The organism is Serratia marcescens (assembly GCF_001902635.1).
Classification (GTDB): Bacteria; Pseudomonadota; Gammaproteobacteria; order Enterobacterales; family Enterobacteriaceae; genus Serratia; species Serratia marcescens_F.
Window position 1 is genome coordinate 151,364 of the sequence record NZ_MJAO01000005.1, and the last position, 23,178, is coordinate 174,541.

The following is a 23,178-nucleotide window of genomic DNA, read 5'->3' on the forward strand; positions in this document are numbered from 1 at the left end:
CGATGACTGAATCACAATCACAGCCAGCAGGGACGTTGAGCCCGCGCCTTCGCCGCAGTGATGCGGTGCGCCAGTTTATCCGCCGCGACAAAACGCCGGTGGCGATCCTGCTGATGGCCGCGCTGGTGGGGACGCTGGCCGGTTTGCTCGGCGTGGCCTTCGATAAAGCGGTGGAGTGGGTGCAACAGCAGCGGCTGGCTTCGCTGGCGCAGGTCGCCGACTTTTGGATTCTGGTGTGGCCGCTGGCGTTTATCTTATCCGCCGCGCTGGCGGCGCTGGGGTATTACCTGGTGCGGCGCTTTGCGCCTGAGGCGGGCGGCTCGGGCATTCCGGAAATAGAAGGCGCGCTGGAGGAGTTGCGGCCGGTGCGCTGGTGGCGAGTGATCCCGGTGAAATTCATCGGCGGCATGGGCACGCTGGGGGCGGGCATGGTGCTGGGGCGCGAAGGGCCTACGGTGCAGATGGGCGGCAACGTCGGGCGCATGGTGTTGGATGTGCTGCGCATTCGCGGCGCCGAGGCGCGCCATTCGCTGTTGGCGACCGGGGCCGCCGCTGGGCTGTCAGCCGCGTTCAACGCGCCACTGGCCGGTATCCTGTTCATCATCGAAGAGATGCGCCCGCAGTTTCGCTACAACCTGATCTCGATTAAAGCGGTGTTTATCGGCGTTATCATGTCGAGCGTGGTATTCCAGTTGTTTAACGGCCAGGGTTCGGTGATCGCGGTGGGTAAACTCGCCTCGGCACCCATCAATACTCTGTGGCTCTATCTGGTGCTGGGGGCGATATTCGGCGCGGTGGGCGTGGGCTTTAACGCGCTGATCTTCCGCACCCAGGACATGTTCGCGCGGCTGCACGGCGGCAAGATGCGCAATATCTTGCTGATGGGCGGGCTGCTCGGTGGCGTGTGCGGCATTCTGGGGCTGATCCAGCCGGAGGCGGCGGGCGGCGGTTTTGGGCTGATCCCGATCGCGGCGGCGGGCAATTACAGCGTCGGCATGTTGATGTTCATCTTTATTACTCGCATCTTCACCACGCTGCTGTGCTTCGGCTCCGGCGCGCCGGGCGGCATCTTCGCGCCGATGCTGGCGCTGGGCACGTTGTTCGGCACCGCCTTTGGGTTGGCGGGGGCGCATCTGTTCCCGCAGTACGGCATCGAGGCGGGCACCTTCGCCATCGCCGGCATGGGGGCGCTGTTCGCCGCCACGGTGCGCGCGCCGCTGACCGGCATCGTGCTGGTGCTGGAAATGACCGACAACTACCAGTTGATTTTACCGATGATCATTACCTGTCTCGGCGCCACGGTGGTGGCGCAACTGCTCGGCGGTAAGCCGCTGTATTCGTCGATCCTGGCCCGCACGTTGCAAAAGCAGGAGGCGCAGTTGGCGCGGGAAACGGCGGAGAAAACAGGTAAGGAAAATACAACAAATGCGGTGAATACTTGAACGCAACACTCAGGTATCGGATAATCGTTAATATTAATCAGGCAGCCATAGTAGCGATCTGATGCTGAACAATGTTGGGAGTAAAGACTATGAGTGATGAAACGGCACTGCCCCTGCAATTTACCGAGGCAGCAGCAAACAAGGTTAAGTTCCTGATTGCTGACGAAGAAAACCCGAATCTGAAGTTGCGGGTTTACATTACCGGCGGCGGCTGCAGCGGATTCCAGTACGGCTTCACTTTTGACGACAAGGTCAACGATGGCGACATGACCATCGAGAAGCAGGGCGTAGCGCTGGTGGTCGATCCGATGAGCCTGCAGTATCTGGTGGGCGGTGCGGTGGACTACACCGAAGGGCTGGAAGGGTCGCGCTTCGTGGTGACCAACCCGAACGCCAAAACCACCTGCGGTTGCGGTTCGTCGTTCAGCATCTGAGTTTGCCCGTCAGCATATCAACCCGCCAGCCTTCCGGCTTGCGGGTTTTTTTATGCCTGTGGCTCAGCGTTCGAGAATAAAGGCGGGCAGCTTGAGGTGCCAACGGATGGCCGCCAGCCGAATGGCCAGGGTGATGAGCATGCCCAGCATCATGGCCTGTTGCAGCGGCATGTCGAAGGTGTAAAACGCCGTGGCGTGCACGATGCCGCCGATGATGCAGGCGGTGGCGTAAATTTCGGTGCGCAGGATCATCGGGATTTCGCGCGCCAGCACGTCGCGGATGATGCCGCCGCCGACGCCGGTGATCACCCCCATGCAGATCGCCACCAGCGGGCCGGTGCCGGCCGCGAAGGCCTTGTTGACGCCGATGCCGACGAACACCGCCAGCCCGACGGCGTCGAGTACCGGCAGCACCCACTTCGGCAGCCGGCGCGGCTGGCGCACCAGCAGCAGCGTCAATACGCAGGTGATCATCGCCACCACCAGATCGGTGGGATCCTTGACCCAGAACACCGGGCCGTTGGCCAGCGCCATATCGCGGATGGTACCGCCGCCGACCGCGGTGACCACGCCCAGCACCAGCACGCCGAACGGATCCATGCGCAGCTTGCCGGCCAGCAGCACGCCGGAGACGGCGAACACCGCCGTGCCGAGAATATCCAACCAGAACACCAGCATCAGCGGATCTCCGCCAGCTGGCGGCACAGCTGCTGCGCCGCCAACAGGATGCGTGGCCCGCCACGATTGAACCAGTCTTCGTTCAGCGCGATCACCGGTACTTGGACCTGCGGCGCCCAGAAGGCCTTCACATTGGCGGCTTCTTTCGCGCCGCCGGTGATGACGATGGCCTGCGGCTGACGCGCCAGCACCTGCTCGCGGCTGATCTGCGGCCAAGGGGTGCGGCTGTCGGCGAAGATGTTCTGCGCGCCGCACAGCGCCAGCACCTGGCTTTGCAGCGTGGCACCGGAGCTGGTGAACAGCGGCTGGGTGCCGAATTGCAGCAGCACGCGCCGCGGTGGATTATCGGCGTACTGTTGCTTGAGGGTGTCTATCTGCCGGCGAATGTCTTTCGCCGCCTGATGCGCCTGGTCCGGGTGCGGGCTGTATTGTGCCAGCTTATCCAGCAAGCCGGCGATGCCATCAAGATTGTCGGCGTCCGCATAAAAGATCGGAATACCGAACGCGGCGAGCTGGTCCAGCACGCGCTGCGGATTGCCGCCGCGCCAGGCGAGGATCAGGTCCGGCTTCAGGGCCAGCACCCGCTCCAGGTTAACGCCCTGCCAGGAGGCCACCTGCTCCAGTTTGGCGGCCTGCGGCGGATAATCGGAAAAGGTGCTTGCCGCCACCAGCACATCGCCCATGCCGGCGGCATAGGCGAGTTCGGTGGCGTTGGGCGCCAGGCTGATCACCCGCTGAGCGGCGCCGGCCGGCATGGCCAGCCAGAGCGCCAACAGACAGAGCATCGAGGTGAAGCGCTGCCTCACATCAACCGCGCTTGGCCAGGGTTTGCAGCATGGCGTTGACCATCAGCGTGGACTGTTTGGCCGCTACCACCAGGAACTCGTCAAAGCTCATGTGCGATTCGCTGTCGGCGACGTCGGAAATGGCGCGTACCACCACGAACGGCGTGCCGAATAGATGGCAGACGTGGGCGATCGCCGCGGCTTCCATTTCCACTGCGGCGACGCGCGGGAAGGTGGCGCGGATGCGCGCCAGCGGCTCGGCGCCGTTGATGAAGGCGTCACCGCTGCAGATCAGGCCGCGTACCGCATGCAGATCCAGCTGCTTGATGCAGCTTTCCGCCAGCGCGATCAGCGCGTCGTCGGCGACGAACGCCGCCGGACAGCCGGCCATCTGGCCCGGCTCGTAGCCGAAAGCGGTGACGTCGGCGTCGTGGTAGCGCACTTCTTCCGACACCACGATGTCCCCCACGCGCAGCGTGCTGGCCAGGCCGCCGGCGGAGCCGGTGTTGATCACCACGTCCGGGCTGCAGTGCTCCAGCAGCAGGGTGGTGCCCATGGCCGCAGAGACTTTGCCGATGCCGGATTTCAGCAGGGCCACGTCAACACCGCCGATCTGGCCGGTGTAGATTTCGCAGCCCGCGCGCTGGATGGTCTGACGGTTTTCGATTTGATCGCGCAGCAGGGTGACTTCCTGTTCCATTGCGCCGATGATGCCTACTTTCATAAATAACACTCGCTGATTGGCCGTGAGAATTGCGGCATAGTCTATCATGGCTGTGAGAGAGAGATAATGCGTTGCATCCGCCGCCGGGAATTGTTATCACGGAGGCAGGGTGCAACGGCGGAGAAACAGATGTCCGGGATCGACTTCAAGCAAAAAATCAGCTTCCAACGGCCATTCAGCAAACCGATCGAGGCGGAGGAAGAGTACGACATCGTGCGGCAGTTCGAGAGCGACCGCGGGCGCATCGTCAACTCGGCCGCCATTCGTCGCCTGCAGCAAAAAACCCAGGTGTTTCCGCTGGAGCGCAACGCGGCGGTGCGCAGCCGCCTGACGCACTCGATGGAGGTGCAGCAGGTTGGGCGCCACATTGCCAAAGAGATCCTCAACCGCTTCAAGCAGGCGGGGAGAATTGATGAACTCGGCCTGACCCGGCTGCTCGATCCCTTTGAAAGCATCGTGGAAATGGCCTGCCTGATGCACGATATCGGCAATCCGCCGTTCGGCCACTTCGGCGAGTCGGCGATCAACGACTGGTTCGCCCAACGGCTCGATCCCGCCAGCTGCGGCAGCGAGCCGGGCAGCCACGATCGCTGCCAGGTGGCGACGCTACGCCTGCATGAAGGGGAGAGCGATCTGAATCGGCTGCGCAGCCGGATCCGTCAGGATCTCAGCCACTTCGAAGGCAATGCCCAGGCGATCCGTATGGTGCACAGCCTGCTGAAGCTCAACCTGACCTACGCGCAGGTCGGCTGCATTTTGAAATACACCCGCCCGGCTTATTGGGCCAGCGACATTCCTGCCAGCCACAGCTACCTGATGAAAAAGCCTGGCTACTATCTGGCGGAAGAAGCCTTCGTCGATCGGCTGCGGCGCGAGCTGCACATGGGCGAGTTCGATCGTTTCCCGCTGACTTATATTATGGAGGCCGCCGACGATATCTCGTACTGCGTCGCCGATCTGGAAGACGCGGTGGAAAAGAGCATTTTCACCGTCGAGCAGCTGTATCAGCACCTGCTTCAGGAATGGGGCGAGGTGGCACCGGGCGATCTGTTCGACAAGACCGTCGCCGGCGCGTTTCGCAAGATCGATCGCGGCGGCGCGCGGCGCAGCGCGGAAGATCAGTTCTTCATGTATCTGCGGGTGTTTACCGTGGCGCGGCTGGTGCCGCACGCGGCGCAGCGCTTTATCGACAATCTGGACGCGGTCTATCAGGGCAGTTTCAATCAGGCGCTGTTGGAAGATTCCAGCCCGGCCTACCGGTTGCTGAAAATATTTAAAAATGTGGCGTTCAAGCACGTGTTCAATCACCCGGAGGTCGAGCAGCTCGAGCTGCAAGGTTACCGGGTGATCAGCGGTCTGCTGGACATTTATAGCCCGCTGTTGGCGATGCCGTTGGCGGACTTCAGCCAGCTGGCGCGCGAGGACAGCCATCGCGCCTATCCGATCGAAACGCGCCTGTTCCACAAGCTTTCCACCAAGCATCGGCTGGCGTATGCGGAAGCGGTCGAAGGGCTGCAGCATTTATCGCCGGAGCAGCAAGCCATTCGGGAATATTATTTCCGCGCGCGTTTATTGCAGGACTATATCAGCGGAATGACCGACCTTTATGCCTATGATGAATATCGTCGATTAATGGCGGCTGAATAATTAGTCAGAGGGATAATTTCCAGCAATTCCAACCGGTTGGCTGTCTCGAGTTTTGTAAAGACGGACAATATTTGTTTACTATTGCCAATCATCTGCGCCGGAACTTCAGGCTATTAATTAACTCTGAATAAGCACGCAAGACGGCCATTCTTTTTTGAACGACTTTATAAGAGACACACAGATGAAAAAAACCGCATTAGTTCTGAGCGCACTGGCATTCAGCATCGGTATGGCGATGGGCCCGGTTACGGCCACTGCCGCCGAAACCGCCTCTTCCAGCACCCAACAATTGCCGAGCCTGGCGCCGATGCTGGAAAAAGTGATGCCTTCCGTGGTGAGCATCAACGTTGAAGGCAGCACTACGGTCAATACGCCGCGTATGCCGCAGCAGTTCCAACAGTTCTTCGGCGAGGATTCGCCATTCTGCCAGGACGGTTCGCCGTTCCAGGGCTCACCGATGTGCCAGGGCGGCGAACAACCTGGGCCGGACGGCCAACCGCAGGGCACGCAGCAGAAATTCCAGGCGCTGGGCGCCGGGGTGATCATCGATGCCGCCAAGGGATATGTGGTAACCAATAACCACGTGGTGGACAACGCCAACAAGATCCAGGTGCAGCTGAGCGACGGCCGCCGCTTCGACGCCAAGGTGATCGGCAAGGATCCGCGTTCCGACATCGCTCTGATCCAGCTGAAAGACTTCAAGAATCTGACGGCGATCAAGATGGCGGATTCCGATCAGCTGCGGGTCGGTGATTACACCGTGGCGATCGGCAACCCGTACGGGTTGGGTGAAACCGCCACCTCGGGCATCGTTTCCGCGCTGGGGCGCAGTGGCCTGAACATCGAAAACTACGAGAACTTTATCCAGACCGATGCGGCGATCAACCGCGGCAACTCCGGCGGCGCGCTGGTTAACCTGAACGGCGAGCTGATCGGCATCAACACGGCGATCCTGGCGCCGGACGGCGGCAACATCGGTATCGGCTTCGCTATCCCGAGCAACATGGTGAAAAACCTGACGGCGCAGATGGTCGAATATGGCCAGGTGAAACGCGGCGAGCTGGGTATTATGGGCACCGAGCTGAATTCCGAATTGGCCAAGGCGATGAAGGTCGACGCGCAGCGCGGGGCGTTCGTTAGCCAGGTGATGCCGAAGTCTTCCGCCGCGAAGGCGGGCATCAAGGCCGGCGACGTGATCGTCACCATGAACGGCAAAGCCATCTCCAGCTTTGCCTCGTTCCGGGCAGAGATCGGCACGCTGCCGGTCGGCAGCAAGATGTCGCTGGGCATCATCCGCGACGGTAAACCGGTGACGATTGACGTCACGCTGGAACAAAGCGCACAGACCCAGGTGCCATCTGGCAATATTTACACCGGTATCGAGGGCGCCGAGCTGAGCAACACCCAGGTCGGCAATTTGAAAGGCGTCAAGGTGGACAGCGTGAAAGCCGGCAGTGCCGCGGCGCGCATCGGCCTGAAAAAGGGCGATGTGATCCTGGGCGTGAACCAGCAGCCGATTCAGAACTTGGGCGAGCTGCGTAAAATCCTCGACAGCAAGCCGTCGGTACTGGCGCTGAATATTCAGCGTGGCGAGAGCCAGCTGTACCTGCTGGCACAGTGATAAACGTCAGGCGTTAAAAAGAAAGGCACGCTGCGGCGTGCCTTTTTACGTTATGACCGGCGGATCAGGCGGGTTGCGTCAGATGTGCGCGCGCCGCCTGGCTCACCAGTTCTATTTCATCCAACAGCTCCAGCCATTCCGGCTCCAGCTCGTCGTTGGTGACGCCCTGGCGTAGCTGCCGCTCGAGGTAGAAACACAGCTGCTTGAGACGTGGCACGCCGCTATAGCTGCAGCTGCCGTGTAGCTTATGGATCAGGTCGAGGATCTCGTCGTCATGCTGCCCGTCGAGCAGCGCCTGTACCCGTTCTCGCACCTGCGGCAGGAAATCGAGCAGCATTTGCAGCAGATCGCGCGCCAGGTCCGGTTTGTTGGCCGCCTGGCGTAGCGCCAGCGGCCAGTCGAGCGACAGCGGTGCGTCGTCGATAGCGCTTTCCGCTTCGCCGCTATGGTAGCGCGACAGCACGCGGGTCAGCATTTTTTCGTCGATCGGTTTGGCCAGATAGTCGTCCATCCCGGCCTGCAGCAGGTGTTCGCGCTCGCCGCTGGCCGCATGGGCGGTGACGGCGACGATCGGCGTGGAATTGTGATGCGGCAGTTGGCGGATCAGCTCGCTGGCGTGAATGCCGTCCATCTTCGGCATTTGAATGTCCATCAGGATCAGATCCAGCACGTTGTCGCGGGCCAGCTCCAGCGCTTCTTCACCGCTTTCGCACAGCAGGGTTTTCTCCACCTGTTCCGCTAACAGTGTGCCGATCAACTTCAGGTTAGCCGGGTTGTCGTCGACCGCCATTACCGTCAGCGGCAGGCGTTTACGCGCCGGCTGCGCAGTGAGGCGCGCCGGCGCCTCCATCCTTAACAGCGGGAACAGACGGGTGCTGGAGATCGGTTTGATCAGGCAGCCGAGCGCACCTTGCTGTTTAAGCTGTTCGGCGTCGATCTGTGCTTGGCACGGCAGCGCCAGGATCACCCGGTCGGCCAGCTTCAGCGAGGCCAGCAGCTTGTCTTCGTGCTGTGCCATATTGGCGCGGAACGGAATGGGCACGCCGGCCAGCAGGAAATCATAGTGGTTTGGCGGCAGCTGGGCCAGCGTCGGAGAATGGGTGATCACCAGCTGCGTGACGCTGAGCATGTTGAGCGTCGCCTGCGCCGCCGTTGGGTTGGATTCGACGTAGGCCAGCGTTTTGCCGTTCAGATCCGGTAGGCTCGGCGCCAGCGACAGCATGCCCTCGTTCAGATCCAGCGTGATGTGGAACCAGAAGGTCGAGCCGCGGTTCAACTGGCTGTGGAAGCAGATATCACCGCCCATCTCTTTCACCAATTTTTGCGTGATCACCAGCCCCAGACCGGTGCCGCCGTGGCGGCGGGAGATGCTGGCGTCCGCCTGGCGGAACGCCTGGAAAAGTTGCGACTGCTGGCGTTCGGAGATGCCGATGCCAGTGTCGTGGATCTGCACTTCCACTTCCACCCGGCGCTCCAGCTGTTTGCGCAGCTCGACGCGAATATCGACGTTGCCGGTTTCGGTGAACTTGATGGCGTTGCCCAGCAGGTTGGTGATGACTTGCTGCAGCCGCAGTGAATCGCCGATCACCTGTTCCGGCACGTCGTTGTGCACGTCCAGCGTCAGTTCCAGCCCTTTGTCGTGGGCGCTCGGCGCCAGCAGCACCACCACTTCGTCCAGCGTTTCACGCAACGCGAACGGAATGTGTTCCAGCACCAGCTTGCCGGCCTCCAGCTTGGAGAAGTCCAGCACGTCGTTAATGATGGTCAGCAGGTTGTTGGCCGAGCGCTCGATGGTCTGCAGGTAGTCGGTCTGGGTCGCGCTCAGATCGGTTTTCAGCATCTGGCGGGTGAAACCGATCACGCCGTTGAGCGGGGTGCGCAGCTCGTGCGACATATTGGCGAGGAATTCGGATTTGATGCGCGCCGCTTCCTGCGCGCGTTTTTTCGCCAGATCCAGCTCGACGTTCTGGATCTCCATCTGCTCCAGCGTTTCGCGCAGATCGGAGGTCGCCTGATCGATGTTCTGCTGCATCTCTTCGTGATAGGCGGTGAGCGACATCGCCATCGAGTTGATGCCGTTCTTCAGCATATGCAGCTCGCCGAGCATGTAGCCCTCCACGCGGCTGTCGAGCTGGCCGCGGCGGATGCGGTCGACGGTGTTCACCATGTTGCGGATCGGGCCGGTCACGTCGCGCATCAGCCGGTAAGCGAACAGGATGGCGATGCACATGCACAGCAGCAACAGCAGGGTGGAGACGAACACCTCTTTATATTGCTGCAGCCGCACCGATTGCAGATCCAGCTCGATCGCTACATAGCCCAGGTTGTTGTCGGGGTGGCTGCCGCCGTCGGCGCTTTCATCCGGGTAACGGTTTTCCGACAGGATGGGTGTGCGCAGGATCAGCGAATCGCCGCGCCGGGTGAGCATCAGATCGGTGGGCAACGGCACGCCTTTCGGCAGCTGCAGCTGAGCGAAATTGTGGTGATAATTGGACGTGACGAACAGGTTGTTCTGCGCGTCGAACACGGTGATCGAACGCACGATGTCCGAATGGCGGCGGTGCAACAGACTGACCAACTGCCGGACCGATTCGCGGCTGCGGAACGTCATGCCGTACTCGCTGGCCACCGCCAACGGCTCGATGATGCTGGCGCCGGCGTCGACCAATTGCTCCTGCAGCTCGTTATAGCGGTGCACCACGAAGAAGGTGCTGAGCAGCAAACCAATCAGCAAGGTCGGGGCCAGAATCAGGATCATCATGCGCGCACGCAGGCTGTATTTGGTCATGGGATTCCAATGTGGGAGAATTGACAGCTGACACTAGCTTAATGAACCAGCACACAATCGACAAATATGGCGCAATTCTACTCCCCCAAACGCCGCGTGACGACCCGGCAGAGCTCACAAATCTTCACCGTGACGGTGAGCGATCTCGATCCTTTTGGCCAGGGCGTGGCGCGCCACGACGGCAAAGCGGTGTTCGTGCCGGGCGTACTGCCGGGCGAGCAGGCGGAAATCCAGCTGACCGAAGACAAACGTCAGTTCGCCAAAGGCAAACTCAAGCGTCTGTTGAACCGCAGCCCGCAGAGGGTGGAACCGCGCTGCCCGCATTTCGGCGTGTGCGGCGGCTGCCAGCAGCAGCATGCGGATGAGGCGTTGCAACAGCAGAGCAAGGCGACGGCGCTGGTGCGCATGATCGCCCGCGAAACCGGGGTGACCCCGCAACAGGAACCGGTGATAGCCGGCCCGGAATACGGCTATCGCCGCCGCGCTCGCCTGAGCCTGGCGTGGCAGCCGAAGCAGCAGCGTTTGATGATGGGCTTTCGGCAGGCGGCCTCGAACGAGCTGGTGGCGGTGGATCGCTGTCCGGTGCTGCGGCCGGAGTTGGAACAGCTGCTGGCGCCGGTGAGCGCCTGTCTGAGCGGGCTGCAGGCAGTGCGGCGGCTGGGGCATGTGGAGCTGGTGCTGGCGGAGAACGGCCCGTTGCTGGTGCTGCGTCATCTCGACGCGCTGAAAGAGACGGATCGGCAGGCGCTGTTGGCGTTCGGCGAGCGGGAAAACGTTGCCGTTTATCTGGCGCCGGACAGCGATCGGCTGGAAAAACTGTGCGGTGAAACGCCGTATTATCAGGTTGACGGGCTACGCTTAGACTTCAGTCCGCGCGACTTTATTCAGGTCAATGACGCCGTAAACCAACAAATGGTGGCGCAGGCCCTTGAATGGCTCGACATTCAACCCAATGATCGGGTGCTGGACCTGTTCTGCGGCATGGGCAACTTCACGCTGCCGCTGGCGCGCCGTGCCGCTGCGGTGGTGGGCATCGAAGGTGTTGCCACGCTGGTAGCGAATGGGCAATATAATGCACATAAGAATAAGCTGAATAACGCCTCGTTCTTCCACGAGAATCTGGAGGAGGACGTTGAGCGGCAACCTTGGGCAGCACAAGGATTTGATAAGGTGATGCTGGATCCCGCCCGCGCCGGTGCGGCCGGGGTGATGTCACATATTGTAAAACTGGCGCCGGCGCGGGTGGTGTATGTTTCCTGCAACCCCACCACGCTGGCTCGCGACAGCAAAGTGCTGTTGAGCGCCGGTTATCGTCTTGCGCGCGTGCGGATGTTGGATATGTTTCCGCACACGGGGCATCTTGAATCAATGGCGCTGTTTATCAACGAGCGCGCGCCAGAGGTCGCTGCAAAGTAGGGAGAGGTTATGGTTGCGGTAAGAAGTGCACATCTGAATACGGCGGGTGAGTTCGCTCTCGACGAGTGGATCGCCGGCTTGGGGCTACCTAACCCGCAGTCATGTGATCGATTGGCCGCAACCTGGCGCTATTGCGAACAGCAAACCCAAAACCATCCCGACGCCTCGCTGTTGCTGTGGCGCGGTCTGGAGATGGTGGAAATCCTTTCGACGCTGAGCATGGACAACGACAGCATGCGCGCCGCGCTGCTGTTCCCGCTGGTGGACGCCGGCATCGTGCAGGAAGAGACCCTGACCGAAGCGTTCGGCAAGGGCATCGCCGCGCTGGTGCACGGCGTGCGCGATATGGACGCCATTCGCCAACTGAAAGCCACCCAAAACGACTCGATGGCCTCCGAACAGGTCGACAACGTGCGCCGCATGCTGTTGGCGATGGTGGAGGACTTCCGCTGCGTGGTCATCAAGCTGGCGGAGCGCATCGCCCATCTGCGCGAGGTCAAAGACGCGCCGGAAGACGAACGCGTACTGGCGGCGAAAGAGTGTTCCAATATCTACGCCCCGCTGGCCAACCGGCTTGGCATCGGCCAGCTGAAGTGGGAGCTGGAGGATTTCTGCTTCCGCTACCTGCACCCGGATGAATACAAACGCATCGCCAAATTGCTGCATGAGCGCCGCATCGATCGCGAACAGTTCATCGACGACTTCGTCGCCGGGCTGCGCGCCGAGATGGCCAACGAAGGCATTCGGGTCGAGATCTACGGCCGGCCGAAACACATCTACAGCATCTGGCGCAAGATGCAGAAAAAGCACCTGGCGTTCGACGAACTGTTCGACGTACGCGCGGTGCGCATCGTGGCGGAGCGTCTGCAGGATTGCTACGCGGCGCTGGGCATCGTACATACCCACTTCCGCCATCTGCCGGACGAATTTGACGACTACGTCGCTAACCCGAAACCCAACGGCTACCAGTCGATCCACACCGTGGTGCTGGGGCCGCGCGGTAAAACCGTCGAAATTCAGATCCGCACCCGGCAAATGCACGAAGACGCCGAGCTGGGCGTGGCCGCACACTGGAAGTACAAAGAGGGGGCGGGGGTCACCGTACGCTCAGGCTACGAAGAACGTATCGCCTGGCTGCGCAAGCTGATTGCCTGGCAGGAAGAGATGGCGGACTCCGGCGAGATGCTCGACGAAGTGCGCAGCCAGGTGTTCGACGATCGGGTGTATGTGTTTACCCCGAAAGGCGACGTGGTGGATCTGCCTGCCGGCTCCACGCCGCTCGATTTCGCCTACCATATTCACAGCGACGTCGGTCACCGCTGCATCGGTGCCAAGATCGGCGGCCGCATTGTGCCGTTTACCTATCAGCTGAAGATGGGCGATCAGATTGAGATCATCACCCAGAAACAGCCGAACCCGAGCCGCGACTGGCTGAACCCGAACCTGGGGTACGTCACCACCAGCCGCGGGCGTTCGAAGATCCACAACTGGTTCCGCAAGCAGGATCGCGACAAGAACATTCTCGCCGGTCGCCAGATGCTGGACAACGAACTGGAGCACCTCGGCATCAGCCTGAAAGAGGCCGAGAAGCTGCTGATCCCGCGCTACAACATGAACTCGCTGGACGAAGTGCTGGCGGCGATCGGCGGTGGGGATATTCGCCTGAACCAAATGGTGAATTACCTGCAAGGCAAGTTCAACAAGCCGAGCGCCGAAGAGCAGGATCGCGAGGCGCTGCGCCAGTTGTCGCAGCAGAAAGCGCCGCCGCCGACCCGTAACAAGGACAACGGCCGGGTGGTGGTGGAAGGCGTGGGCAATCTGATGCACCACATTGCCCGCTGCTGCCAGCCGATCCCGGGTGATGACATCGTCGGCTTTATCACCCAGGGGCGCGGCATCTCTATCCACCGTGCGGACTGCGATCAGCTGGTCGACCTGCAGTCGCACGCGCCGGAGCGCATCGTCGAGGCGGTATGGGGCGAAAGCTACTCCAGCGGTTATTCGCTGGTGGTGCGCGTGATGGCCAACGATCGCAGCGGGCTGCTGCGCGATATCACCACCATTCTGGCCAACGAAAAGGTCAACGTGCTGGGCGTCGCCAGCCGCAGCGACACCAAGAAGCAGTTGGCCACCATCGACATGGATATCGAAATCTACAACCAACAGGTGCTGGGACGGGTGCTGGCGAAACTGAATCAGCTGCCGGACGTGATAGACGCCAAGCGTCTGCACGGCAATTAAGTCCCCTGCGTCTTGCGAGCCGCATCGATAGCGGATGCGGCTCGAAATCCATGAAATCCGGCCTCCCCCCTTTTTTCTCAGAGATTTTTTATGACCCAATCTACTCCGCTGCAGCGCCTGCTGAACATCATGAAAACGCTGCGCGACCCGCAGATCGGTTGCTCGTGGGACCGCAAGCAAACCTTCGCCACTATCGCGCCTTACACGTTGGAAGAGACTTACGAAGTGCTGGACGCCATCGAGCGGCAGGACTATGCCGATCTACGCGACGAGCTGGGGGATTTGTTGTTCCAGGTCGTGTTCTACGCCCAGATGGGGCAGGAACAGGGGCTGTTCGATTTCGATGAAGTGTGCACCGCCATCAGCGACAAATTGGAACGCCGTCATCCGCATATCTTCGGCGACGCCGAGGGGGGAGACAGCGAAGCCGTGGCGGCGCGCTGGGAGCAGCTGAAGGCCGGGGAACGCGCCGAAAAAGAGTTGCACTCGGTGCTGGACGACATTCCGCAGGCGCTGCCGGCGTTGATGAAAGCTCACAAGATCCAGAAACGCTGCGCCTCGGTCGGCTTCGACTGGCACACCCTGGGCCCGGTACTGGACAAAGTGTACGAAGAGATCGACGAAGTGATGCATGAAGCTCGCCAGGCGGTGGTCGACGAAAGCAAGCTGGAAGAGGAGATCGGCGATCTGTTGTTCGCCACGGTGAACCTGTCGCGCCATTTGGGCCACAAGGCGGAGAACGCGCTGCAGGCCGCGAACCGCAAGTTCGAGCGCCGCTTCCGCCAGGTGGAGGCGATCGTCAAACAGCGCGGGCTGCGGCTGGAAGACGCGACGCTGGAACAGATGGAAGACGCCTGGCAGCAGGTGAAAAAATCTGAAATCTGAGCGGATGGGAGGGAACGCACGATGAGTGCGTTTCTTCATTTACCGACTCAAGTATCGGCTGACAATCGCCTTTCAGGATAGGGGCCGCCGCATTCGTCGCCGGCCGGCGATTAGCCGCACCTTTTCAGATATTGGTATAACGTTTCTCTGCTGATGCCAAATTCGCGGGCAAGCTGTGCTTTCGTCTCACCGTTTGTCGCACGTAACCGCAATTCAGCCTGTTGCTCAGAGGACAGCAATTTTTTTCTACCGCGATAGGCACCGCGTACTCTGGCCAGCGCGATGCCTTCGCGTTGGCGTTCACGAATCAAAGCCCGTTCGAACTCGGCGAATGCGCCCATGATAGACAGCATCACATTTGCCATTGATGAATCGTTACCGGTAAACGTTAGACTCTCTTTTACAAATTCAATCGTTACGCCTTTATCGGCCAGCCTGTGCACCTGGCGCTGCAGGTCATTCAGGTTGCGCGCGAATCTATCCATACTATGAACCACCACGGTATCGCCGTCGCGTACCGTCGAGAACAGAGCATCCAGTTCGGGTCGCTGCACGTCTTTGTTTGACGCATTATCAATGAATACGTTGTCTACCCGAAGGTGCTCCAGTTGCGGCTCGGGATCCTGATCAAAGTGGCTAACGCGAATGTAGCCAATTCGCTGACCGTTCATATGCCTCCGATGCTGAATATGTCATGAATAATCTATGACTTTAATTTCCTGTGTCAGTAAATAAGTTTTTGACCTTATTCTGACACGTTTCTATTTTTCGGTTTTATATTAGATTAGATGTATAGCTCAACTTTTTGGAATAGTCTTTAAATTATCAACTCAGTAACAAAAAACTTATCCTACGTAACACTTTTTGACTTTCATTCTTTATTTTTAACAATGTTTAAGCAAAGGTGTTTATGCACATCAATTCCGGTGTGCAATACAGAAAGGATTATGTGATGTCTAAATTAGCCAAAGAAATTAGCATGAACAAAGCAGCCGTAACCGTTGCAGCTGATAAAAAAGACGCACGAAAAGCACTGGCTCAATCTATGCTGGATAGCGTTTCTGGCGGTTGGGTCAACGCCTTTGCGCGTTGGTCTAAGAGTTTCTAATTAATCTTGGTGCAGGGTGGGAAACCGCCCTGCATTTCTTCCCTTGTTGAACAGTGGTGCAGGCAATGACGAATAAGCAAAAAATAAAGCATCTTGAAATAATTCTAAAGGTTAGTGAACGATGCAACATTAACTGTACGTATTGCTATGTGTTCAACCTGGGTAATGATTTGGCAATAAATTCAAAACCAATTATTTCTCATAACATCATTAAAGACCTGAGAGGGTTTTTCGAGCGCGCCTGCCAGGAATACGAAATCGAAACGGTTCAGGTAGACTTTCATGGCGGTGAGCCGTTAATGATGGGCAAAGAGAGATTCGAAAATGCCTGTAAAGAACTCATCTCAGGTGATTATCATGGCGCCAGGCTTAACCTTGCCTGCCAAACAAACGCTATTCTTATAGATAATGAGTGGATTGATATTTTCTCAAAATATAATATCAGCGTGGGTATTTCTATTGATGGGCCCAAGCACATTAACGACAGACATCGCCTGGATAGAAAAGGCCGTAGTACCTATGAAGGCACGGTAAAGGGGCTGGAAATGTTGCAGGCCGCCTGGAAAGCGGGCAGGTTGATCGATGAGCCCGGTATCCTGTGCGTCGCTAACCCTTCGGTCAAAGGGGCTGAAATCTATCGCCATTTTGTCGATGTGCTGAAATGCAAAAAATTTGATTTCCTCATTCCGGATGAAAGTCATGACACATGCACGGATCCGGAAGGACTGGCGGATTTTTATTGCTCGGCGCTGGACGAGTTCTTTTTTGACGCGGATAAAGACGTCTATGTGCGCTACTTCCATACGCACATTCAATCCATGTTGAGTTCAGAATTCAATCCAGTAATGGGAGTAAGCAAAGCCGGGAACGATACTCTCGCTTTCACGGTGAGTTCCGATGGTGAACTGTATGTGGATGATACGCTGAGAGCGACCAATGACCCTATATTTACGCCTATTGGAAATGTTCATCATTTAATGCTGTCAGATACCCTCGCTTCATGGCAGATGAAAAAATATATGGCTGTGAATAATCAGCTTCCTACCGTTTGCGTTGACTGTGTCTGGCAAAAAGCCTGTGGCGGCGGGCGTCATATTCAGCGTTATTCCGCCACCGATGACTTTAACCGTGAAACTGTGTTTTGTCCGTCGGTAAGAAAGATTATGAGCCGTGCGGCCTCGCATTTGATTGAATCGGGCGTGGCAGAGGATATAATCATGAGAAACTTAGAGGTTAACTCATGATCAAGCGCCTATCCTTATTGGCATTCTTGTTTTCCGGCATCAGCATGGCGAGCCTTCCCGCTGATTTTGGGCGGTTGCGGTATGATGAACGCGGGCTGCCGTTAATTGATGTTCGGATCGATAACCGTCTTCATACCTTAATGTTGGATACCGGCAGCGGGGAGGGGATGCATCTTTATAAACACGATCTTGACAATTTAGTGGCTAATCCGGGCCTGCAAGCGACCGAACAAGCCCCGCGTCGGTTGATGGATGTGTCAGGGGGTGAAAATAAAGTTTCCTCATGGAAGATTAGCCGATTATTTATTTCCAATATCCCTTTCGATAATGTTGAGGCGGTAAGTTTTAAACCGTGGGGATTAAGCATCGGTGGTGATGTTCCTGTGAATGAAGTGATGGGGCTGGGGCTATTTCGCGAACGTCGGGTTCTGATGGATTTTCAAAACGACCGGCTGCAGATATTGGCGCATTTGCCGTCTGACATAAAGAAATGGTCATCCTACCCCATTGAACAAACCGCATCTGGGCTGCGTGTTACCGCCTCTGCAGGCGATGCGCCTTTGCATTTGATCGTCGATACCGCCGCCAGCCACTCTCTCCTGTTTTCAGACCGCTTGCCGCCAGGGCTCCTTTTCTCTGGGTGCCGCGACATCGAGCCGGAAGCGTCGAACCTGGATTGCCGGGTGACAAAAATCGCTTTTACGGATCGCGAAGGTAAGGCTCGTGATGACCAGGCGGTCGTCGCTTCTGGCGCCACGCCCCCGGAACTGGATTTTGACGGCCTGTTGGGGATGAAGTTTATGCGGGGACATCAGGTGATCATCGATATGCCTGAACGCCTGCTTTATATCAGCCGTTAGTTCGATGGACAAAGAGAACTCGCTTTTCCGCCCAGAGGCGTTGCAGCATAAAAAAAACGCCTGGCTGGGCGACTTTACCGTGTCGGCGCCATCGGTGTTGCCCATCGCGTTATGGAGCGCCGTTGGCGTTTTGCTGTTGGCTACCCTCCTGTTATTTACCACTTATGCCAAAAGAGTCCCCGTGACCGGGCGCGTGATCTATACGCCTTCCGCTGCTGAGGCGGTGTTTAACCATGACGGGATAATCGGCCGCATCGAAGTACGCCAAGGGGAAAGGGTTAAAAAAGGGGATGTCATCGCGACGTTTTCACGCGATGTCGCCTACGTCGGGGGAGGTATGAATCAGGCATTGCAAGATGCGGCGCAGCGCCAGCTCACCGAGTTGCAAAAGCGCGGGGGGGAACGGCGTAGAGAGGGAGAAGAGGAGCGCCAGCGCTTGCGTGAGAAAGTCAGCGCCAAAGAGCAGGAAATGACGGCGATTCGAGCGGCGGCGGAGGCAGAATCAGAACGCGGCGTCGGTTTGAAAAAACGCATGGAGTTTTATCAACAGTTGTTCCAGAAAGGCGTCACGACCGTACAAGAGAAAATCGAGCGAGAGAACGAATACCACAGCTCCGTTGCACAGCTGAGTCTGCATCGAATCAACATCGCGCGCGTGCAAGGAGAACGGTTGCAATTCGTGGATGAGCTGGCGCGCTCGGAAGCGCAAGAAAAGCAGTCGCTGACAGAAATGCAGCAGCAGAAAGTCACGCTGCAGCAACAGGTAATTAACGCATCTGCCGTGGTCGAGTCCCGCGTGGTTGCTCCGCTGGATGGCGTCGTCGCCTCAATGAGCATACTGGAGGGTCAGAGAGTGACCGCCGGTGCGATTGCTGCGGTGGTGGTACCGGAAAATGCACGTCCGTACGTTGAAATGTGGATCCCGCCCTCTGCGCTGCAGGAGGTGAAAGCGGGTCAGCATGTCTTCATGCGGGTCGCATCCTTGCCGTGGGAGTGGTTTGGGAAAGTGTCCGGTACGGTTGCCGCCGTCAGTGCGAGTCCTGAGGCCCTGACGGGAAATAATCGGCGTTTTCGCGTGTTGATCGCGCCCGATGCCGGAACGCGAGCGCTGCCCGCGGGCGTGGACGTTGAGGCCGACATATTGACGACGCATCGGCGCATCTGGGAATGGCTCTTCTTACCATTAAAACAAAGTATTAACCGCATGACGGCTGAGAGTTGACACATGTTTTTTTCCTGGCAAAAAACACCGCTGATTCTACAGTCGGAAACGAATGAGTGCGGGTTGGCCTGTTTGTCCATGATGGCCGGCTATTTCGGCAAACGCATCGATCTTGCCTCTGCGCGTACCCTTCACGGGATCGGCAGCCACGGGATGACGCTGCGAGACCTCATCACGGCATTTGAACGGGTGGGGATGACGGCTCGTGCTTCGCGAGTCGAGCTGGATGAACTGCGCTCTCTTAGCCGCCCCGCGATTCTTCACTGGTCATTCAATCATTTTGTGGTTCTGGTGAAAGTGACGCGTCGGGGCGCAGTGATCCTGGATCCTGCCATTGGCCGCCGCAGTATCTCATTGCGTGAACTGTCGGATAAATTTACCGGCGTTTTGGTGGAAGCGTGGCCTGCGGAGACCTTCGACAAGAAACCACTGGAAATGAATGTCACCGTATCCGATCTTTTCCGCGGCGTGCGGGGGTTGAGGCGCATTTTTACCGGTGTTCTGATGCTTTCGGTTTTGGTGGAACTGCTCTCCATTGCGGTACCCGCCGCGTCACAATTTACGATCGACACATTAGTGCGTTCATCAGACCGCGAAGGCATATTCTTTGTCGGTATCGTGGTTATTTCCGCGTTGCTGATTAAGTCCGCCTTTTCGGTGGTGCGTGCCTGGATTTTGATGAACCTGCGCTACACGCTCGGCGTGAAATGGGCTGAAATGTTCTTTAACCGGCTTATCAAGCTCACGCTGTCATTTTTTGAGAAGCGTCACACCGGCGATATCGCGTCGCGCTTCCAGTCGTTGACCGCCATTCAAGACGCGTTTACGGCCGATATGGTCGCCTCCCTGCTTGACGCGATCGTGATTGTCATTTCGATGGCGATCATTTTTACCTATTCACCTGTGCTGGCTATTGGTCCTCTGATCGCCGCCTGTGCCTATGCCGCCTTGAAGGCGGGCCTGTTCTCGACCTACCGCAATCGTAAAATTGAACATATCGCTTTTGAAGCGGTGCAGTCCTCCCATTTCCTTGAAACCGTCAGAGCGATCGGCGCGATCAAAATGTTGAACCTGACGCCGGTTCGTCGGCGCGAATGGGTCAACCATGTGGTCAACAGCACGCACGCGGGGAACCAGCTGTTTAAACTCGATCTGCTGACCAACACGGCGGCCGTGCTGCTGGTGGGATTTTCCGGGATTTTCGTGCTTAGCGTCGGGGCCATCGGATTTGATAAAGGCATCACGACCGGCGCATTGTTGGCCGTGATGCTTTATGCCGATATGGTGATTACCCGCACCGTGAAGTTAGTCAACGCGGTTTCTGATTTCTGCCTGGTATCCATGCACAGCCAGCGTCTGACGGATGTGGCCGTTTCGCCTGTGGAACGGGATGAGGAAGAGCGGGCGCCGCCACAGTTGAATGGGCATATCGTGATCCGCAACCTGGCGTTCCGCCATTCCCAATCTGAGCGCAATATCTTTGAGGGGATCAATCTTGAGGTAATGCCCGGAGAAAACGTCGCCATTGTCGGGCCGTCCGGATGCGGCAAGTCAACGTTCCTCCATGTGCTGGCTGGGCTGTACGAATCCACCGAGGGGGATGTTTTCATCAATGGCGCGGGGGTGTCCGGCATGGGGCGACGAACCCTCCGCGAACATGTCGCTTTTGTCATGCAGGATGACAAGCTTTTAGCCGGAACCATACGGCAGAATATTACCGGCTTTACTGCGTCACCGGACGTGGAACGCATGGCGGAATGCGCCAACCATGCAGCCATTGACGAGGAAATCGGCGCTTTCCCACAGGGATATGACTCGATGATCGGCGATATCGGCAGCACGCTTTCAGGCGGGCAGCGCCAGCGTATTTCTATCGCCAGGGCGCTGTACAGGCAACCGGGAGTGCTGTTGCTGGATGAAGCAACCAGCGATCTCGATATCGATAACGAGAAAAAGATCACCCGCGCCATCGGGCGGTTGCCGATAACCCGCATTTTTGTCGCACATCGCCCCGAAATGATTAAGTCAGCGGATAGGGTCTTTAATCTTCATCTGAATACTTGGGTCAAGCAGGAAACCCGAACCGCCGCCACAATGTTGATCGCCGACAAGGTTCATTCTGGCTGAAACGGTTAAGCTTGCGGTCATGTCAAAGGCGCATGGTTGCCGTCGGCATGTAAAAGACAACAAACTGAAATCTAAGGTGTTTTATCGCTCCCGAGGGGCGGTAAAAAGAAATTTACCCCGCTAACTCTTTGTTTTACCAGGAGGGTTTGTGCGGCGCCGGCGGAGTAAACCCTGATGAACACGGGAGGGCGGCCGAGATGATGGACAGCAAAACGATCGTTTGTAGGTCAGGAGAGGTTCGGGTATACTACTTTCCCGTCCTGGTTCTTCCATCGTCTTTAAACCTAAACTCTCAGGTTCAGCATGACAACTAATTATATTTTTGTGACCGGCGGGGTCGTATCCTCTCTGGGTAAAGGCATTGCCGCAGCCTCTCTGGCGGCTATTCTTGAAGCCCGTGGCCTCAACGTTACCATCATGAAACTGGACCCGTACATCAACGTGGATCCGGGCACCATGAGCCCGATTCAGCATGGGGAAGTTTTCGTCACCGAAGACGGCGCAGAAACCGATCTGGATTTGGGTCACTACGAGCGCTTCATCCGCACCAAAATGTCGCGCCGCAACAACTTCACCACCGGCCGCATCTACTCCGACGTGCTGCGTAAAGAACGCCGCGGCGACTATCTGGGCGCGACCGTGCAGGTCATTCCGCACATCACCAACGCGATCAAAGAGCGCATCATCGAAGGCGGCGAAGGCCACGATGTGGTACTGGTGGAAATCGGCGGCACCGTCGGCGATATCGAATCGTTGCCGTTCCTCGAAGCCATCCGTCAGATGGCGGTGGAAGTGGGCCGCGAGCACACCCTGTACATGCACCTGACGCTGGTACCATACATGGCGGCGGCCGGCGAAGTGAAAACCAAGCCGACCCAGCATTCCGTAAAAGAGCTGCTTTCCATCGGTATTCAGCCTGATGTGCTGATTTGCCGTTCCGATCGCGCGGTTCCTGCTAACGAACGCGCTAAAATCGCGCTTTTCTGCAACGTGCCGGAAAAAGCGGTTATCTCTCTGAAAGACGTTGATTCTATTTATAAAATCCCAGGCCTATTGAAATCTCAGGGGCTGGACGATTATATTTGTAAACGATTCAGCTTGAACGCACCGGAAGCTAACCTGGCCGAATGGGAACAGGTGATCTACGAAGAAGCCAATCCGGGCGGTGAAGTGACCATCGGTATGGTCGGCAAATACGTTGAGCTGCCGGACGCCTACAAGTCGGTGATCGAAGCGCTGAAGCACGGCGGGCTGAAAAACCGTCTGACCGTGAACATCAAGCTGATCGACTCGCAGGACGTGGAAACCCGCGGCGTGGAAGTGCTGAAAGGGCTGGACGCGATCCTGATCCCGGGCGGCTTCGGCTACCGCGGCGTGGAAGGCAAAGTGATGACCGCACGCTATGCGCGCGAGAACAACATCCCTTACCTGGGCATCTGTCTGGGCATGCAGGTAGCGTTGATCGAGTTCGCTCGCAACGTGGCTGGCATGGAGAACGCCAACTCCACCGAGTTTGTGCCAGACTGTAAGTACCCGGTGGTGGCGTTGATCACCGAATGGCGCGACGAAGACGGCAACGTTGAAGTGCGCAGCGAAGAAAGCGATTTGGGCGGCACGATGCGCGTGGGTGGCCAACAGTGCAACCTGAGCGACAACAGCCTGGTGCGTCAGATGTACGGCGAACCGACCATTGTCGAGCGTCATCGTCACCGTTACGAAGTTAACAACATGCTGTTGAAGCAGATCGAAGCCGCAGGGCTGCGTGTCGCCGGTCTTTCCGCCGACAACAAGCTGGTTGAGATCATTGAACTGCCGAATCACCCGTGGTTTGTGGCCTGTCAGTTCCACCCGGAATTTACATCGACGCCGCGTGATGGGCATCCGCTGTTCGCCGGCTTCGTGAAAGCCGCAGGCGAGCATCAGAAGCGCCAGGTGAAATAAAATATTTGGTAGGCG

18 protein-coding genes are annotated in these 23,178 nt (G+C 58.0%); 13 read left to right on the plus strand and 5 right to left on the minus strand.

The window, feature by feature from the left end:
• Window positions 1–2: 2 nt before the first annotated feature.
• Together clcA and erpA are read left to right on the plus strand one after the other, a co-directional pair.
• On the plus strand, window positions 3–1,442 hold the full coding sequence (gene clcA / locus BHU62_RS06600) for a H(+)/Cl(-) exchange transporter ClcA (protein WP_073529774.1): 1,440 nt from the start codon (window positions 3–5) through the stop codon (window positions 1,440–1,442).
• Between the two features lie 89 nt (window positions 1,443–1,531).
• Complete coding sequence (gene erpA, locus BHU62_RS06605; RefSeq protein ID WP_073529775.1) at window positions 1,532–1,876, plus strand: iron-sulfur cluster insertion protein ErpA; 345 nt, start codon at window positions 1,532–1,534, stop codon at window positions 1,874–1,876.
• A 63-nt stretch (window positions 1,877–1,939) separates the two neighbouring features.
• Here erpA and BHU62_RS06610 read toward each other — a convergent pair whose 3' ends face one another.
• Genes BHU62_RS06610 through mtnN form a run of 3 tightly spaced genes read right to left on the minus strand, consistent with a single transcriptional unit; the run spans window position 1,940 to window position 4,063 of the window.
• The gene (locus BHU62_RS06610; RefSeq protein ID WP_073529854.1) at window positions 1,940–2,554 is read right to left on the minus strand and encodes a TRIC cation channel family protein; all 615 of its coding nucleotides are present in this window, start codon (window positions 2,552–2,554) and stop codon (window positions 1,940–1,942) included.
• The gene (btuF, locus tag BHU62_RS06615) at window positions 2,554–3,339 is read right to left on the minus strand and encodes a vitamin B12 ABC transporter substrate-binding protein BtuF (protein ID WP_073529856.1); all 786 of its coding nucleotides are present in this window, start codon (window positions 3,337–3,339) and stop codon (window positions 2,554–2,556) included. The genes BHU62_RS06610 and btuF overlap by 1 nt, the downstream gene beginning before the upstream one ends.
• A 22-nt stretch (window positions 3,340–3,361) precedes the next feature.
• Entirely contained in the window at window positions 3,362–4,063 is a 702-nt protein-coding gene (mtnN, locus tag BHU62_RS06620) for a 5'-methylthioadenosine/S-adenosylhomocysteine nucleosidase (protein ID WP_004932702.1), read from the minus strand.
• A gap of 129 nt (window positions 4,064–4,192) precedes the next feature.
• On the opposite strand from mtnN, the gene dgt reads away from it, so the two are divergent.
• On the plus strand, window positions 4,193–5,710 hold the full coding sequence (gene dgt / locus BHU62_RS06625; protein ID WP_073529905.1) for a dGTPase: 1,518 nt from the start codon (window positions 4,193–4,195) through the stop codon (window positions 5,708–5,710).
• Between the two features lie 181 nt (window positions 5,711–5,891).
• Window positions 5,892–7,331 (plus strand): serine endoprotease DegP, encoded by a 1,440-nt coding sequence (gene degP, locus BHU62_RS06630; RefSeq protein ID WP_073529923.1) that lies wholly within the window; start codon window positions 5,892–5,894, stop codon window positions 7,329–7,331.
• A 64-nt stretch (window positions 7,332–7,395) separates the two neighbouring features.
• Here the strand turns inward: degP and barA are convergent, their stop codons facing one another.
• A complete protein-coding gene (gene barA / locus BHU62_RS06635; protein WP_073529955.1) occupies window positions 7,396–10,119 on the minus strand; it encodes a two-component sensor histidine kinase BarA in 2,724 nt (907 codons plus the stop codon).
• 66 nt (window positions 10,120–10,185) lie between these two features.
• On the opposite strand from barA, the gene rlmD reads away from it, so the two are divergent.
• The 3 genes from rlmD to mazG all read left to right on the plus strand — a co-directional run bounded on the left by rlmD (window position 10,186) and on the right by mazG (window position 14,661).
• On the plus strand, window positions 10,186–11,535 hold the full coding sequence (gene rlmD / locus BHU62_RS06640; RefSeq protein ID WP_073529956.1) for a 23S rRNA (uracil(1939)-C(5))-methyltransferase RlmD: 1,350 nt from the start codon (window positions 10,186–10,188) through the stop codon (window positions 11,533–11,535).
• Between the two features lie 9 nt (window positions 11,536–11,544).
• Window positions 11,545–13,776, plus strand: coding sequence for a GTP diphosphokinase (gene relA, locus BHU62_RS06645; RefSeq protein WP_073529957.1), 2,232 nt, complete (start codon window positions 11,545–11,547; stop codon window positions 13,774–13,776).
• A gap of 90 nt (window positions 13,777–13,866) precedes the next feature.
• Complete coding sequence (gene mazG, locus BHU62_RS06650; protein ID WP_073529958.1) at window positions 13,867–14,661, plus strand: nucleoside triphosphate pyrophosphohydrolase; 795 nt, start codon at window positions 13,867–13,869, stop codon at window positions 14,659–14,661.
• Between the two features lie 110 nt (window positions 14,662–14,771).
• Here the strand turns inward: mazG and BHU62_RS06655 are convergent, their stop codons facing one another.
• Entirely contained in the window at window positions 14,772–15,332 is a 561-nt protein-coding gene (locus tag BHU62_RS06655; protein WP_073529959.1) for a recombinase family protein, read from the minus strand.
• A 281-nt stretch (window positions 15,333–15,613) separates the two neighbouring features.
• On the opposite strand from BHU62_RS06655, the gene xyeA reads away from it, so the two are divergent.
• The 6 genes from xyeA (at window position 15,614) to pyrG (ending at window position 23,163) form a co-directional block, all read left to right on the plus strand.
• Entirely contained in the window at window positions 15,614–15,769 is a 156-nt protein-coding gene (xyeA, locus tag BHU62_RS06660; protein ID WP_071891933.1) for a XyeA family cyclophane-containing RiPP triceptide, read from the plus strand.
• A 65-nt stretch (window positions 15,770–15,834) separates the two neighbouring features.
• A complete protein-coding gene (gene xyeB, locus BHU62_RS06665) occupies window positions 15,835–17,013 on the plus strand; it encodes a cyclophane-forming radical SAM/SPASM peptide maturase XyeB (RefSeq protein WP_073529960.1) in 1,179 nt (392 codons plus the stop codon).
• Entirely contained in the window at window positions 17,010–17,873 is an 864-nt protein-coding gene (locus tag BHU62_RS06670; RefSeq protein ID WP_073530017.1) for a hypothetical protein, read from the plus strand. Before xyeB ends, BHU62_RS06670 begins: the two co-directional genes overlap by 4 nt.
• Window positions 17,874–17,877: 4 nt before the next feature.
• A complete protein-coding gene (locus BHU62_RS06675) occupies window positions 17,878–19,095 on the plus strand; it encodes an HlyD family secretion protein (protein WP_073530018.1) in 1,218 nt (405 codons plus the stop codon).
• A gap of 3 nt (window positions 19,096–19,098) precedes the next feature.
• Window positions 19,099–21,222 carry a peptidase domain-containing ABC transporter gene (locus tag BHU62_RS06680; protein WP_073530019.1) on the plus strand — a complete coding sequence of 708 codons (2,124 nt, stop codon included), beginning with the start codon at window positions 19,099–19,101 and terminating at the stop codon, window positions 21,220–21,222.
• 303 nt (window positions 21,223–21,525) lie between these two features.
• Window positions 21,526–23,163, plus strand: coding sequence for a glutamine hydrolyzing CTP synthase (pyrG, locus tag BHU62_RS06685; RefSeq protein WP_073530039.1), 1,638 nt, complete (start codon window positions 21,526–21,528; stop codon window positions 23,161–23,163).
• Window positions 23,164–23,178 lie beyond the last annotated feature (15 nt).